Annotated in this window: 11 protein-coding genes; 7 read left to right on the top strand and 4 right to left on the bottom strand. The window is 65.0% G+C overall.

The window, feature by feature from the left end; all coding sequences use genetic code 11:
- Positions 1 to 155: 155 nt before the first annotated feature.
- Together MchiMG62_RS07490 and MchiMG62_RS07485 are read right to left on the bottom strand one after the other, a co-directional pair.
- Complete coding sequence (locus MchiMG62_RS07490) at positions 156 to 479, bottom strand: YbjQ family protein (RefSeq protein ID WP_054848611.1); 324 nt, start codon at positions 477 to 479, stop codon at positions 156 to 158.
- 7 nt (positions 480 to 486) lie between these two features.
- Positions 487 to 663, bottom strand: a complete 177-nt coding sequence (locus MchiMG62_RS07485; RefSeq protein ID WP_178377721.1) for a hypothetical protein — start codon at positions 661 to 663, stop codon at positions 487 to 489.
- A gap of 183 nt (positions 664 to 846) precedes the next feature.
- Between MchiMG62_RS07485 and MchiMG62_RS07480 the strand changes: the two genes are divergently transcribed.
- Both MchiMG62_RS07480 and gltA read left to right on the top strand, forming a co-directional pair.
- The gene (locus tag MchiMG62_RS07480; protein ID WP_221056425.1) at positions 847 to 1,707 is read left to right on the top strand and encodes a sulfide/dihydroorotate dehydrogenase-like FAD/NAD-binding protein; all 861 of its coding nucleotides are present in this window, start codon (positions 847 to 849) and stop codon (positions 1,705 to 1,707) included.
- Positions 1,700 to 3,043, top strand: coding sequence for an NADPH-dependent glutamate synthase (gltA, locus tag MchiMG62_RS07475; RefSeq protein ID WP_221056424.1), 1,344 nt, complete (start codon positions 1,700 to 1,702; stop codon positions 3,041 to 3,043). Before MchiMG62_RS07480 ends, gltA begins: the two co-directional genes overlap by 8 nt.
- Before the next feature lie 254 nt (positions 3,044 to 3,297).
- Here the strand turns inward: gltA and MchiMG62_RS07470 are convergent, their stop codons facing one another.
- On the bottom strand, positions 3,298 to 5,598 hold the full coding sequence (locus MchiMG62_RS07470; protein WP_221056423.1) for an Orn/Lys/Arg family decarboxylase: 2,301 nt from the start codon (positions 5,596 to 5,598) through the stop codon (positions 3,298 to 3,300).
- 58 nt (positions 5,599 to 5,656) lie between these two features.
- Positions 5,657 to 6,505, bottom strand: a complete 849-nt coding sequence (locus tag MchiMG62_RS07465; RefSeq protein WP_244987621.1) for a GNAT family N-acetyltransferase — start codon at positions 6,503 to 6,505, stop codon at positions 5,657 to 5,659.
- A gap of 192 nt (positions 6,506 to 6,697) precedes the next feature.
- Here MchiMG62_RS07465 and MchiMG62_RS07460 point away from each other — a divergent pair, with 192 nt between their 5' ends.
- Genes MchiMG62_RS07460 through malQ form a run of 5 tightly spaced genes read left to right on the top strand, consistent with a single transcriptional unit; the run spans position 6,698 to position 15,098 of the window.
- On the top strand, positions 6,698 to 8,143 hold the full coding sequence (locus MchiMG62_RS07460; protein ID WP_221056421.1) for a glycoside hydrolase family 57 protein: 1,446 nt from the start codon (positions 6,698 to 6,700) through the stop codon (positions 8,141 to 8,143).
- Positions 8,125 to 9,297: a glycosyltransferase family 4 protein gene (locus MchiMG62_RS07455; protein ID WP_221056420.1), complete on the top strand. Its 1,173-nt coding sequence runs from the start codon at positions 8,125 to 8,127 to the stop codon at positions 9,295 to 9,297. Before MchiMG62_RS07460 ends, MchiMG62_RS07455 begins: the two co-directional genes overlap by 19 nt.
- Complete coding sequence (glgB, locus tag MchiMG62_RS07450; protein ID WP_244987620.1) at positions 9,275 to 11,224, top strand: 1,4-alpha-glucan branching protein GlgB; 1,950 nt, start codon at positions 9,275 to 9,277, stop codon at positions 11,222 to 11,224. Before MchiMG62_RS07455 ends, glgB begins: the two co-directional genes overlap by 23 nt.
- A gap of 6 nt (positions 11,225 to 11,230) precedes the next feature.
- On the top strand, positions 11,231 to 13,588 hold the full coding sequence (locus MchiMG62_RS07445; protein ID WP_221056419.1) for a DUF3536 domain-containing protein: 2,358 nt from the start codon (positions 11,231 to 11,233) through the stop codon (positions 13,586 to 13,588).
- A gap of 13 nt (positions 13,589 to 13,601) precedes the next feature.
- Complete coding sequence (gene malQ, locus MchiMG62_RS07440) at positions 13,602 to 15,098, top strand: 4-alpha-glucanotransferase (protein WP_221056418.1); 1,497 nt, start codon at positions 13,602 to 13,604, stop codon at positions 15,096 to 15,098.
- Positions 15,099 to 15,548: the final 450 nt, after the last annotated feature.

Here is a 15,548-nt window from a genome sequence, read left to right as displayed (position 1 = left end):
CCCCCTGTCTCTACCATGTAAACCCCTGGCTGTAGCCCCCATCCCATCCGCGCTTCGTGCTTCTCCCCTTCTTGCAGGGGCGTACGCACGGCCGCAAGTTCGTGCTGTAAATCCCAGCTAAAAAGAAAAGCAGGAACCCCTGCTGTCAACCACCCTTACTTCCTCGGAACGAGTTTCACCGCCGTCCCGTAGGCGAGGAGTTCCGCCGCCGTCGTCATCGTCTGCGACGTCGTGAACCGGATGTTCACCACCGCGTCGGCCCCGAGATCGCGCGCGGAATTGACCATCCGGTTGTATGACTCCGTCCGGGCGTCGGAGAGCATATCGGTGTATTCCTGGAGCTCGCCGCCGACGAGGCTTTTTAAGCCCGCAGTGATATCCTTCCCTATATTCTTCGTCCGTACGGTGTTGCCGAAGACCACGCCGAGGATCTCTCCCACAGCGTAGCCCGGCACCTCTGCAGTCGTCGTCAGTATCATGCTTCGTTCACTCCTTGATCGCTTCGATGGTCTCCTCGCGCCCCCGCCATACGATCAGCGCGAGGCCGATCACGATGAGCGGGATGCTGTAGATGAGGAGGAACGGGAGCCCCAGGACCGCGATGATTGCGATCGCCGCGCCGATGGCGGTCAGGGCAATCCCCCAGATTACCTGGTTCCGCATACCCATCTTCTGTGATGGATCAACGGATAACCATTCGCGTTTTTTACTCCGTATCCATCTTCGCTCAGGCCGGTCACGGGGTATGGTTCAAGACGAAAGAGCTGCAGTAAAGAGGCTGAAGTTACAATATGTACGAAATGTTCAGGTGTATCTTGACGCCAAGATCGACCAACATCATCAGGAGTGAATCAGTTGTATAAGATAGATGCGGCGACAAAGCTCGCCGACCGGGTTTACGAATACTGGATACGTGCGCCGCAGGTGGCGCAGCACGCACGGGCGGGTCAGTTTATCATCCTCCGCCTGCACGAGGCGGGTGAGCGGATACCGCTCACCATCTCCGCGATCAGGGGGGACACCGTCCGGGTGATCTTTATGACCGTCGGCAAGACGACCGAGGAGCTTGCGACCCTCGGCGCGGGCGACAGCATCAGCGACGTCGTGGGGCCGCTCGGAAAACCGAGCGAGATCGGCAACTACGGCACCTGCTGCGTCATCGGCGGCGGTGTCGGGATCGCAAGCACCCCCCTCATCGCGAAGGAACTGAAAAGTGCCGGCAACCACGTCATCGGGATCATCGGGGCGAGGAGCGCCGATCTCCTCATCCTCGAGGACGAGATGCGCGAGATCTGCGACGAACTCCACATAACGACCGACGACGGGAGCAAGGGCGTTCACGGGTTTGCGGCCGACGTCCTGAAGAAACTGCTCGCGGAGAGGAAGATCGACCGGGTCTGGATTATCGGCCCCGCCATCATGATGAAGGTCACCGCCGGCGCGACGGTTCCCTACGGCGTGAAGACCTACGTGAGCCTCAACCCGATCATGGTCGACGGGACAGGGATGTGCGGCTCCTGCCGGGTGACCGTCGGGGGAGAGACGAAGTTTGCCTGCGTCGACGGCCCCGAGTTCGACGCGCACCAGGTCGACTTCAATGAGTTGATGCAGCGGCAGCGAATCTACACCGGGCAGGAGAAGGCCTCGCTCGAGCGGTTTGCGGAGCACCGGTGCCGGTGCGGCGAAGGAGGCCACCACCATGAGTGACCGGCCGGCCGACGTCCGGATCAAGGACTTCAAGGAGGTCGATGGCGGCCTCTCCGCCGACGAGGCGATCGCCGAGGCGGAGCGCTGCCTGCAGTGCAAGAAGCCGCTCTGCGTGAAGGGCTGCCCCGTCTGCATCGACATCCCCGCGTTCATCGGGCACGTCGCGGAAGGGAACTTCCCCGCGGCCGCACGGGCGCTCAAGGAGCAGAACATGCTCCCCGCCATCTGCGGGAGGGTCTGCCCGCAGGAGACCCAGTGCGAGGGGGTCTGCATCCTCGGCAACAAGGATACCCCGATCCGGATCGGCGCGCTCGAGCGGTTCGTGGCCGACCGGGAGCGGGAGAGCGGCGCCGAACTCCCCGAGACGGCAAAGCCGACCGGGAAGCGCGTGGCGGTCGTGGGCTCCGGCCCCGCCGGGCTGACGGCCGCGGCCGAACTCGCCCGCGCCGGCCACACCGTCACGATCTATGAATCGCTCCACGAGGCCGGCGGCGTCCTGACCTACGGTATCCCCGCATTCCGGCTCCCGAAGGACGTCGTCAGAGCGGAGATCGACCAGGTGCTCGCCCTCGGTGCCCGCCTGAAGAAGAACCACCTCGTGGGGAGGAGCGTCAGCACGGACGAACTCCTCGGCTACGACGCGGTCTTCCTCGGAACCGGGGCTGGGCTTCCTGCGTTCATGTGCATCCCGGGAGAGAACTTAAACGGGGTCTACTCAGCAAACGAGTTCCTGACGAGGGTGAACCTGATGCACGCCGATGCGTTCCCCGAGTCCGACACGCCTGTCCTGCACGCCGCCCGCGTCGCGGTGATCGGCGGCGGCAACGTCGCGATGGACGCGGCGAGGGTGGCTCGCCGCCTGGGGGCGAAGGTCTCGTTGATCTACCGGCGGGGAGAGGCAGAGATGCCGGCGCGTAGGGCCGAGGTCCTGCACGCGAAGGAGGAAGAGATCGAGTTCTTCACCTGCACGAACCCGACCCGGATCCTCGGCGAGCAGTGCGTCACGGGGATCGAGTGCGTGAAGATGTCGCTCTGCGGCATGGACGCGAGCGGCCGCCGGTCGCCTGAACCGATCGAGGGGAGCGAGTTCACCCTCGACGTGGACATGGTCGTCCAGGCGATCGGCACGAGCCCGAACCCGCTCCTCGTCTCCCTGATCCCGGGGCTCGAGCGCGGCCGGAGGGGCAACGTCGCCGTCGACAAGAACGGCCGGACGTCCATCCCCCACGTCTACGCCGGCGGGGATATCGCCACCGGCGCGGCGACGGTGATCGAGGCGATGGGCTCGGCGAAGAAGGCGGCCGCGGCGATCGACGCGATGCTGAAGGGAGAGTAAGGCCTTTCTACGGCTCCGGCGTCAGGTGTCCCGATCCACCGGCCGGAGATCAAATCAGGGCGTACCCCGCCCTGTAGACACTCTTTTGAGAGCACCATTAACCCACGCGAAGAGCGATGGGCTGAACGCCTGGAGTTTGAGCACCGCAGGTGCGAAGCCGCGAAGAACGCGAAGGGAACTGTCAACATCCCGGACTTCGCGCCTTCGTGCCTTCGCGTGAGGCTACGTTGCTAACTCTCCAGCATCCGGCCCCATCACTCCGCAACACAGTAGATGTAATAGACCCTCTGCCCGTCCTCCGCTACGACGTCCACCCCGTGCACCTCGTTCTCGAACCCCGGGAAGCGGGAATCGAACTCCTGCAACGCCGTGAGGTAGTCGACGATCGCCCGCGTGGCCGGGGTGCACCGCTCCCCCGGCATGATGACCGGGATGCCGGGGGGGTAGGGGACGACCATCACCGCAACCGTCCTCCCCGCGAGTTCGCTCGCGGGCACTGGCGTCACCTCGCCGCGCACCAGGCGGCGGTAGGCCTCCGCCGGCGTCATCGCCGGTTCCGGCAGCGTCGCGTAGACGTTCCTGAGCGTGCCGGCGATCGCCTCATCACGCAGATAGCCGTGCATCTCCCGGCAGAGGTCGGCAAGGCCCCGCCCGGCGTACCGGGCCGGATAGCGGCGCACGAGATCGGGGAAGACCTCCTCGAGCGGGTTGTTGCCGTCGTAGAGTGCCTTGAACCGGAAGAGTTCCGCGAGCAGCGTCCCGGACTTGCCCTTGGTGATCCCGAGCGTGAAGAGAATCAAGAACGAGTAGTACCCGGTCTTCTCGACGACGATCCCGTTCTCCCGGAGGTACTTCGTGACGATGGCCGCCGGGATCCCTCTCTCTTCCATCCTCCCGCCCGGGCCAATCCCCGGGGTGAGGATCGTCACCTTGATCGGGTCGAGCATGGCGTAACCCTCCTCGATGCCGTCGAAGCCGTGCCAGGCATCGTGGGGCTCCAGAAGCCAACAGCCGGCATGGCTCCGGAGGAGCGCCTCGTCCGCCTCACCAAGCGGTCTCTCCGTCTCTTCGTCCATGATACAGTCGGGCTGCCAGACGGTGAACCACCAGTAGTCCTTCCCGGTCCGGTTCGCGGCCCGGATCTCTTCGGCCACCGTCACCATCTTCTTTCTAAAGACGATCGCCTCCTCGATCGCCTCTTCGACGAGGAACCTCCCCGAGTGTCCTGCCATCATCTTGGTGGCGACGTCGAGCGACGCGATGATAGTGTACTGGGGGGAGGTCGAGGTGAGCATCATGAACGCCTCGTTGAACCGCGGGTGGTCGACCGATCCTGTGCCCTGCCTGACGTGGAGCATCGAGCCCTGCGAGAAGGCGGCGAGGACCTTATGGGTCGACTGGGTGGCAAAGATCGTCGGCCCGGCCGCTCCCGCCCGGTGCATCCCGAACCTCCCGGCGTAGAGGGGGTGGAACCGGGCGTAGCCCGACCACGCCTCGTCGAAGTGGATGTAGGGGACGGTGTCGCGCAACTGCTCCTCGATCCTCTCCGCGCTATAGCAGATCCCGTCGTAGGTAGAGTTCGTGACCACGGCCATCCTGACCGTCTGCGAAGCGGGATCGTCGATGAGAGGGCAGTTCCTGACCTTCTCAGCGACGACCTCGGGACGGAACTCGCTGCTCCGGACGGGGCCGATGATCCCGTACTCGTTCCGGGCCGGGATGAGGTAGATCGGGACGGCGCCGGTCATGACGATCGCGTGCATCACGGACGCATGACAGTTCCGGTCGACCAGGACGACGTCGCCGGGAGTGACGGTCCCAAGCCAGACGATCCTGTTCGCGGCCGACGTGCCGCCGGTGACGAAGTAGGTCCGGTCGGCCCCGAAGACCTCCGCGGCCTTCCGCTCCGCCTCCCCGACGACGCCGGAATGATCCAGGAGCGAGCCGAGTTCCTGCACCGAGGCCGAGAGGTCGGCCCGAAGAGCGTTCTCCCCGAAGAAGTTGTAGAAGATCCGGCCTGCGGCGTTCTTGAGGAACGCGACGCCGCCCATGTGCCCCGGCGTGTGCCAGGAGTAGCGGTACTCCTCGACGTAGTCCATCAGCCCCCGGAAGAACGGCGGAAGGACGTCGGCGAGGTAGTTCGTTGCCGCCCGTTTGATGTGGCCGGCAATGAAGCCGGGGGTATCCTCGAGTTTCCAGATGTAGCCGTCGATCCGGGATATGACAGAGAGAGGGATGGCGGAGATCGCCAGTTTCTCGGTGTTTAAGAATATCGGGATCTTCGGGTTCCTCTCCCGGATGAGGGTGATGAGATCCGCAACGGTGAGCGTGCCGTTCGTGGTCTCGGGGGAGAGTTCCCAGTCGATGACGATACAGCTCGCGTGAGGGTGCGAGAGGAATGCGTGAAGCCCGCCACGTGCGGTCAGGGCTTCGATAACGATAAAATCCTCGTCTTTCAGTTCTTTCACGATCTCCCGCGATGCCCGTCCTTCTGCGGTATCCGAGTGCAGTTCGTCGTCGATGACGAGAACGGGAAACTCCTCCAGGTAGTCCATGCAGCCACACTCCCTGAAGAGTGATCGGGAGGGGGCGCTTTAGAATCTTTTGGCCCGGTCACCCGAGCTCGAACGACGTCACGCCGAAGATCTCACGGATAGGGAGATCGGGGATCGTCTTCGTGTAGATCCGCCCCGTCTCGAAGACGGGCGACATCCCGTGCCGGCGGGCGAGCGCCACGGCGGCGGCGTTCGGCTCCGGCGTATCCAGGTAGACCGGCTCGCCCGGTGCCTGCGCGGAGAGAGCAAGGAAGATCTCCTCCGCAATTTCCGGCGTCTCCGCAAAGAGCGGCCCGATTTTGTAGCCGCTCCGGCACCTCCGGATGACGCCGTATCCCCTGATACCGCCGTCGTCCGCGAGAACGGCACGGCCCGACGTCCCCTCCTGCCGGATCCAGGATGACAGGAACGCGGGGCGCGGCGCCGGGAAGTGCCGGGCATCGTACGCGCTGAGCCGCTCGAACGGCACCTCCGCGAGATCGGCCGGGCCTTCGGGTTCGCTGCCGCCGCCGGTGCCCTCGAACCTGATGTTACGGTATGCAAACCTGAACCCGGACCGCGTGCGGTACTTCTCCTGCATCTCGACGACGCCGTCGCCCCCGACGTTCCGGTCACCTGCATGGGCCATGCCTGCGGCAAACAGCCTGCTCCCGTAGCCCCGGTTCCGGTACCCGGGCTTCAGGATGTACAGCCCGGCAAAGGCGAACGTCTCGCCGTAGTTGACGACCGAGACCGAGCCTATCGGCTCCCCGTCGAGTTCTGCGACGAAGAACCCTCCGGGATCGGCGGCGTAGAATGCCTCCGCGTCGTGAACCCCCGGGTTCCACCCCTCCTGCCCCGCCCAGTCGACGGCGGTCCCGACCTCCCGCCGGTCCATCGTCCTCACGAGAAATCCGTCGCCGCTCACGATGTTCCTCACTATGCGATGGATCGTCCCTGCATTTGAGTTATCCGGAAGATAACGGGATGAGGCTCTCTCGATCTCCTGCCGGAGCAACATCCGCACGCCGCCGTTGCATCAGAGCCTGGAGAGACGGAGAGGATCGATGTGGCCCCGGAACTGACGACATTTATATACGGAAACGGACATCTACCCCCGATGACAGGCGAGGGCTCAAATTCACCAAAGGTCTGTCTGGGATTCGATATCCACTATCCCTGTTACCTCAATCCCGGATTTCGGCCAGATACGGTAAAGAGAACGAGAGACGCGAAAGACAGGTACTTTAGTCCGAATATAAAGGAAGACCTGGGAGACGTCATCGACCGTTCCTTTCGGCCGGCAACGGAGATCCTCCTCGACCTCCTGGACGGCGGGTTTGCCTGCGCCCTCAGCATCTCCGGGACGGTCGTGGAGCACCTTGAGGAGTGGTACCCGGAGATGCTCGACCTCCTCTCCCATGCGGCCACCCATCTAAACGTCGAACTCCTCGCCCAGACCTACCATCACAGCGTCGCCGGACAGTTCGCCGATCTCACGGAGTTCGAGGCCGAACTCCTTATGCATCGCGACCTGATGAAGGAACTCTTCTCCGTGGCGCCGACCGCGTTCGCTCATACCGACTACCCCATCACCCCCGCCACCGTGAAGGTGCTCAAGGATGCCGGAATCCGGGCGGCGATCATCGAGGGGAGCGAGGGCCCCGCTCTTGAGAGAGACCCGAACTACACATACACCTACCGCGATCTTCCCGTCATCGTCACCCACTGCGATCTCGCCGACGATATCGCCGTGCGGTTTCCCTGGCGCGGATGGGACAAATGGCCGCTCATGGCCGACCGGTACGCGGAGTGGCTCTCCGTATCCCCGGGCGACTGCGTCACGCTCTTCCTCGACTACCGCGTCTTTGGGGATGCCATCGGGGCCGAGACGGGCATCCTCGAGTTCCTGCGGGCGCTCCCGTCCGCCCTCACCGGGGAGGGGATAGAGAGCGTGCATCCCTCGGTGGCCGCAACATTCCCGGCGCACGGGGAGATCGGGGAGAGAGCCGAACCGAAGAACCTGCAGATGACCATCCTGCAGCAGTCCGCTCACCAGGCGCTCGAGGAGGCCCGCGACCTCGTCGCGGACAGGAACATCTGGCGATCTCTTCTCGATACCGATCATATCCGAAGGATGGCCATGCGCTCGGCCTCGTGCGGAAAGCCGCTCCACGCCGTCAGCCACCAGGCGGCCCACGACCACTTCGCCTCCTTCATGCGGGTGCTCTCCGACTTCGAGGAACGGTCGGCAGCCAGCGCACGGTCGCGCAAAGCCGTCCTCTCGCTCCGGTGCGTCCCGCCGGAGAAGGCGTTCTACTTCTCGTCGCACGAACGGCCGGCCGGCTACGCCGCCCACAGCCTGCAGGAACTCCTGAACATGCTCGAATTTGCTCCCGACGACGTTATCCGCTACCACGTGGAGCGCGAAGACTTCACCCGCTGGATCGACCTCGTCATCGGCGACGAAAACCTGGCGAAGAAGGTCTCGGGCGTCGCCGACCGTGCCGAACTCCGGTCGGCGATCCGAAAGAGGATTGAGAGACTATGGAATCGTTTAAAATAGCCTTCTTCTGCTGGGAGTCGCTCCATTCCACCTTCAAGGTGGGCGGCCTTGCCCCGGCGGCGACCCACCTTGCCGAGCGCCTCGCCCTGAAAGGACACGAGGTTCACTTCTTCACGCGGGGGGAAGGGAATGATGCGACGGTCAACGGAGTCCACTACCACTACTGCCTGCCGTACGGCGGCAACGTCATCGAGTACTGCAGGACGATGAGCAACATGCTCGTGGACGCGTTCCGCGCTCACGACACGCCGCCGTTCGACATCCTCCACTTCCACGACTGGCACGTCGTGGAGGCGCTGCACGTTCTCCGCGACCGCAACACCGTCCTCTCCTTCCATTCAACCGAGTACGGCCGGCACGGGGGGAACTTCGGCGGCTGGTGGGAGTTCCAGGAGATATCGGGCAAGGAGTGGTACGGGGGCTACATCGCGAAGTCGGTCACGACCGTCTCCAACTCGACGAAGACCGAGGTGATGTGGCTCTACAACATCCCCGAGTGGAAGATCGCCGTCATCCCGAACGGGATCGATCCCGACGCCTACCGCACCCCGGTCGACCCGGGCGAGGTGAAGAAACACTACGGCATCCACCCGCTCGCGCCCGTCGTCCTCTTCGTCGGCCGTCTCACCTACCAGAAGGGCCCCGACCTCCTGATGCAGGCCATACCCGAGATCCTCGCCAAACGCTGGGACGTGCAGTTCCTCTTCGCCGGCACCGGCGATATGCGCGGCTACCTGGAGGGGATGGCGAACGGTCTTCCCGTGCAGTTCCTCGGCTACGTCTCCGATACGGATCATGTCCGGCTCCTGAACGCCTGCGATCTCGTCGCCATCCCGAGCAGGAACGAGCCGTTCGGGCTCGTCCTCACGGAGGCCTGGAGCGCGGAGCGTTGCGTCGTCGCGACGGAGGTCGGGGGGCTCGCCGAGAACATCGATAACTTCAGGAACGGGATCAAGGTGCCCGTCCGGCCGGACTCGATCGCCTGGGGGGTCTGCCACCTCATCGACGACCCGGCCTACATGCAGAGGCTCGGGAAAGCCGGCCAGAGGAAGGTGATGGATAAGTTCAGGTGGAGCGTCGTCACGGAACGGGTGCTCGGCGTCTACCGGGACATCCCCCGGGCGGGCCGCGATGAAGACCTCCGGGACGGGTGAGAGCGTGCAGCAGGCGTTGCCCGAGATCACGAAGACCGGGAGCCTCATCACCGACTATGACGTCTACCTCTTCCGGCAGGGGAACCACTCACGCCTCTACGAGAAGCTGGGGGCGCATCTCGCCGTCGCCGACGGCGTGCAGGGGACGTTCTTCTCCGTCTGGGCGCCGAACGCCGCGGAGGTCTCGGTCATCGGGGACTTCAACGGGTGGAAGGCGGGCAAAGACCCGCTGACAGCGCGGAGCGACGGTTCCGGCATCTGGGAGGGGTTTGTCCCGGAACTCGGCCACGGGACGCTCTACAAGTATCACATCCGGAGCAGGTACCGCGATTACCGCGTGGAGAAGGGGGATCCGTTCGCCCGCTTCTGGGAGGTTCCGCCGAAGACCGCGTCCGTCGTCTGGGATCTCTCCTACGCCTGGCGTGACCGGGCGTGGATGCGCTGCCGGGAAGAGGTGAACACCCCGGACGCCCCGGTATCCGTCTATGAGGTTCATCTCGGTTCGTGGCGGATGCAGGAGGGGCGATGCACGAATTACCAGAAGGTTGCAACCGAACTTGCCGACTACCTGCTCGAGGCGGGGTTCACGCACGTCGAGTTCCTCCCGGTTATGGAGCACCCGCTCTACGCCTCCTGGGGCTACCAGACGCTCGGCTACTTCGCCCCCACGAGCAGGTACGGCACCCCGCAGGAGTTCATGCACCTCGTCGAGCACCTTCACCTGCGCGGGATCGGGGTGATCCTCGACTGGGTGCCGTCCCATTTCCCCTCCGACGGCTACGGCCTCTCCTACTTCGACGGCACCTACCTCTACGAGCACGCCCTCCCCGGCCGGCGCTACCATCCGGAATGGAAGAGTTACGTCTTCAATCTCGCGAGGAACGAGGTCAGGTCGGTTCTCATCAGCAGCGCCGTCTTCTGGCTCGAACGCTACCACGCGGATGGTCTCCGGGTCGATGCGGTCTCCTCGATGCTCTACCTCGACTACGCCCGGAGCGCCGGGGAGTGGACGCCGAACGTCTACGGCGGGCGGGAGAACCTCGAGGCGATGACGTTTCTGCGGAAGGTGAACGACACCATCCACGCGAACTTCCCGGACGTTCTTGTCATCGCCGAGGAGGCAACCGCCTGGCCGGGGGTGACCGCCCCGACCGCGACCGGGGGGCTCGGGTTCGACCTGAAGTGGAACATGGGCTGGATGCACGATACCCTGGACTACTTCACGCTCGATCCGGTCTTTCGGAAGTACCGCCCCGATCTCCTGACGTTCAGCATATGGTATGCGTTCTCCGAGCGCTACGTCCTCCCTCTCTCGCACGACGAGGTCGTTCACGAAAAAAGTTCGCTGATCGGGAAGATGCCCGGCGACGAGTGGCGGAAACGGGCAAATCTCCGTCTCCTGTATGGGTATATGTTCACGCACCCGGGCAAGAAACTCCTCTTCATGGGCGGGGAGTTCGGGCAGTGGTCGGAGTGGGGCCACGAGACCGGGCTTGAGTGGCACCTTCTGGAGTACGCGCCGCACCAGGGGATCCTCCGGTGGGTCACTGACCTGAACCGCCTCTACCGGCGGGAGCCCGCCCTCCACGAGCGGGACGCCGATCCGGCGGGGTTCGAGTGGGTCGACTTCTCGGACATCGAGAAGAGCGTCGTCAGCTACCTGCGACGGGGGCGGTCGGCCGACGACGTCGCCCTGGTCGTCTGCAACTTCACGCCGGTGCCGCGCTATGGCTACCGGGTCGGCGTCCCGTTCGGCGGGCTCTGGAAGGAGGTGCTCAACAGCGATGCGATCGAGTACGGTGGGAGCGGCGTCGGGAATCTCGGCGGGGTGGAGGCGGAGCGGGTTCCGGCACACGGCCGGCCGTGCTCGCTTTCGCTCACCCTGCCCCCGCTCGGGGCGGTCGTCTTCCTTCCCGAGGGGGCGTGACGATTGATGCGTGCCGTCTGCATCCACGGTCACTGCTACCAGCCCGCGCGTGAGAACCCCTGGCTCGGAGAGGTCGAAGTGCAGCGTTCCGCCGCGCCGTACCACGACTGGAACGAGCGGGTGACCGCAGAGTGCTACGCCCCGAACACCGCCGCACGCATCCTCGACGCCGACGGGTTGATCGAGGAACTCGTGAACAACTACGCACGGATCAGTTTCACGGCCGCACCGACGCTTTTTGCCTGGCTCGAGCGGCACCACCCGGAGGTCTACGGTGCGATCCTCGTCGCCGACCGCGAGAGCCGGGAACGCTACGGCGGCCACGGGTCCGCGATCGCCTGCTGCTACAACCACGCCATCATGCCGCTTGCGACCCGGCGGGATAAACAGATCCAGGTCGCCTGGGGTGTGCGCGATTTCACGGCACGGTTCGGCCGGAAGCCCGAAGGGATGTGGCTTCCGGAGACTGCGGTCGATATCGAGTCCCTGGATCTGCTGGCGGCAGCAGGGATCCGGTTCACCATTCTCGCCCCCCACCAGGCCGCAGGTGTGCGGGCGATCGGGGAAGAAGGCTGGACGGACGTCTCCGGCGGAGGGGTCGAGACGAGGATGCCCTATCTCTGCCGCCTCCCCTCCGGGCAGAGCATCGCGATCTTCTTCTACAACGGGGCAATCGCTCGGGACGTCGCGTTCGGCGACCTGCTCTCCGACGGGGGACGGTTTGCCGGGAGATTGCTGGGCGCGTTCTCCCGGGAACAGGACCGCCCTGAACTCGTGCATATCGCAACCGATGCCGAGACCTACGGCCATCACCGCACGTTCGGGGAGATGGCGCTCGCCCGCTGCCTTCGTGTCATCGAGGCGCACCGCGACGTCCGCCTCACGGTCTACGGCGAGTACCTCGAGGCCCACCCGCCCACGCACGAGGCGCTCATCCGCGAGGGGACGTCGTGGAGCTGCGCCCACGGTGTCGAGCGGTGGCAGGGGGCGTGCGGGTGCCATAGCGGGACGCATCCCGGTTGGTCGCAGGCGTGGCGGTGCCCGCTCCGGGAGGCGATCGCCATGGTCAGGGACGCTCTTGCTCCCCGGACGGAGGAGGCGCTCGCGGCCGGTGTCCGCGGCGATGCCGTCGATCTCGTCCTCGACCGGTGGTCGGATGAGAGCGTGGCGGCGTTCTTCTCCCGGCACGCGCCCGGCGGCCTCTCTCCCGATGACCGGCGGCGGGTGCTCTTCCTCCTTGAAATTGAGCGGCAGGCGATGCTGATGCAGACAAGTTGCGGCTGGTTCTTCGACGACATCACAGAGCCGGGGAGCGTCCAGGTGATGCGGCACGCGAAACGGGCGATGGATCTTGCCCGGCAGGTTCTCGACTTCGACATCGAGGCTGCGTTCGTCGAGATCCTCCGCCGTGCTCCGGTGAACGATCCAGGGTACGCGACCAGCGCGGAGGTCTACGATGCCCTTGTCCGGCCGGCAGCGGTCGATCTTCCCCGGATCGCAGTCGGGGCCGCTCTCTACGCGCTCTTCGGCCTCGAGCACCCTGCGGCTGCGTCGGGGATGTACGCCGTTCATGGAGACTGGCCGTACCGCCCGGCCGCCGGAGATCGTCGTATCCTCGGGACCGTCCGGGTGCGGTCACGGGCGACGGGGGAAGAGGCGTTCTTCGATGCGGCCGCGTTCTTCGGCGGGCTCGACCGGGTTGTCATCGGCGTGCGCGAACCCGGGGGCGATGAGGCGCTCAGGACGGCGTGGGAGAGCACCGATCCGGCTGGAACGATATCCAGAACCTTCTCCCGGGCCTACACCGCGCCCGACCTCTCCGAAGAGGAGCGGTGGACGATCGCCCGCGAGATCGCGCCCGGTATCGGAGAAGCGGTCTCTCGGGTCTATCGTGATTCGGCGGCGACGATCGGGGTGCTCGACGACCTCGGGATCCCCATACCGGGAGCCGCCGCCCGTCTTCTGGCGCATGCCCGCATCGAGCGGCTGCTCGCGATGATCGGAGAGGGATGCCTCGACCTCGGGCGATTCTTCGCGCTCGTGGAGGAGGTGCGGGAGGCTATCACCGAGCCCGATCTCGCGGCCCTCGGGGCGGCGGCGAGCAGGCGGATCGCGCGTGCTCTCCGGGAAGCGGCGGCCCGGCCGGATGATCCGGCCCCGCTCGAAGCGATCTCCCGTATCGCCGGGTGTGCAAAGGTATTTCCATTATCCCTCAGTCTATGGGAGAGCCAGAAGATCTGCGTCGGGATGCGCGGGCACTATGCGGAGATGCGGGAGCGCGCCGGCGGGGGTGACGGGGGTGCAGGACGATGGGCGGAGGCCTTCAGGAGAGCGGCGGCATGCCTCGGCGTGCGGGTGACGTGAGGGCGGATCGGGTATGAACAGGCGGGGCAGCGGGGTTCTCCTGCATATAACGTCGCTGCCGTCGGTATATGGGATCGGTGATCTCGGGCCCGCGGCGTACCGGTTCGTGGATCTGCTCGCCGGGGCAGGGCAGCGCTACTGGCAGATCCTCCCGCTCAACCCGACGTGCCCGGAGTTCGCCAACTCGCCCTACCAGGGCACCTCGGCGTTCGCCGGGAACACCTGGCTCATCAGCCCCGAGCAGATGGTCGCGGACGGTCTCCTCGCCCCGGAGGATATAGCAGACCCGCCCGGCTTTCCCGAAGACCGGGTCGACTACCGTGCGGTTCTCGACTACAAGAACGGTCTCTATGATAAGGCATTCGAGCGGTTCAAGCAGCAAGGCTGCGATTTTCGCTACGAGGATTTTGCGGCCGGAAACACGTCATGGCTCAACGACTACGCCATCTTCGTTGCCCTCAAGGGTGAGTTCCCGGGAAAGGCGTGGAGCGACTGGCCGACCGGAATTCGGGACCGACGCGAGGAAGCGCTCCGAAAACGCGGCACCGAACTTGCCGACCGGATCTTGCGGGAGAAGTTCCTCCAGTACGTCTTCGACCGGCAGTGGCAGGCGCTGAAAGTCCATTGCCGCGCACGCCACCTCCAGATCATCGGGGATGTCCCCATATACGTCACCTACGACAGCGTCGATCTCTGGGCGAACCCGGGGCTCTTCAAACTTGACGAGCAGAAGAAGCCAACCGCTGTATCGGGCGTGCCCCCGGATGCATTCAGCGAGACCGGGCAACTCTGGGGAAACCCGGTCTACAACTGGGACGCGCACCGGGAGCAGGGATTCGCGTGGTGGGAGAGCCGGATCGACCGCACCCTCGCCCTCGTCGACCGGCTGCGCCTCGACCACTTCCGGGGGTTCGTGCAGTACTGGGAGGTGCCTGCCGGCGATGAGACCGCCCGGAACGGGCGCTGGGTCGATGCACCCGGCCGGGATCTCTTCACCCTGCTTGCCCGGAGCAGGCCGTGCCTCCCTATCATCGCCGAAGACCTCGGCTACATCACCCCCGACGTCCACGAGATGATGGCCTACTTCGGGTTCCCGGGGATGAAGATCCTGATCTTCGGCTTCTCCGGCGACGTCGCGCAGAACCCGCACGCGCCGCACAACTTCGCAAAGGGCTATGTTGCCTATACAGGGACGCACGACAACAACACCGTCCGGGGATGGTTCGAGCACGAGACCTCCGAGGAGCAGAAGAACCTCCTCTTCCGCTACATCGGCGGATCGGTGAGCGGCGATCAGGTGCACCGGATCCTCATCCGTCTCGCGATGCTCTCCCCTGCCGATACCGTCATCGTCCCGATGCAGGACATCCTCGGCCTCGGGGAGGAGGCACGGATGAACCGGCCGGGCACGACGGAGGCGAACTGGGAGTGGCGGCTCCGGCCGGATCAGATAGGGGAAGAGAGCATGCGGGAGCTTGCCGAGGTGACGGGGATCTACGGGAGGGGGTGAAGGAGGGGCGTTGGGGTTCGAAAAATAAATTTCGAGCGCCGCCAGATGCACCAGAAGGAAACGATGACAGAGCCTGAGACGCTGGATTGCGGGGCTGCACACCTCACGGTGCTCATGCTCCCGGCCTCTGGCCAGTCGCGTAACGAACCATCGCTTATCGCCACGCACTGCCCCCGCCCCCTTGGGGCGGGGAACGACTGCCGGAACGACAGGAGTTAAAGCACCGTCAGGTGTGAGTGAGGAGGCCGGGCGGGGTGGGGGTCACAGTTTAGTTTTATGAGGTAGAGACAGGGGAGGGGGGATGCTCCCCCTCCCCACCTGACGGTGCTCGAGCTCCGTTCCTGCGGAACATCGCACTCCCCGTCAGCCCTTCCCCCACGTGGCGATATCCAGTGGAAATCCGTGCACACCATATGCAACAGGTAAGAGCGAAGCAACCAACAGAGGAGT

Origin of the sequence: Methanoculleus chikugoensis (assembly GCF_019669965.1) — an archaeon.
GTDB classification, from domain to species: domain Archaea; phylum Halobacteriota; class Methanomicrobia; order Methanomicrobiales; family Methanoculleaceae; genus Methanoculleus; species Methanoculleus chikugoensis.
The sequence above is the reverse complement of the archived record's forward strand: the minus strand, read 5'-3'. Positions and strand labels throughout refer to the sequence as shown.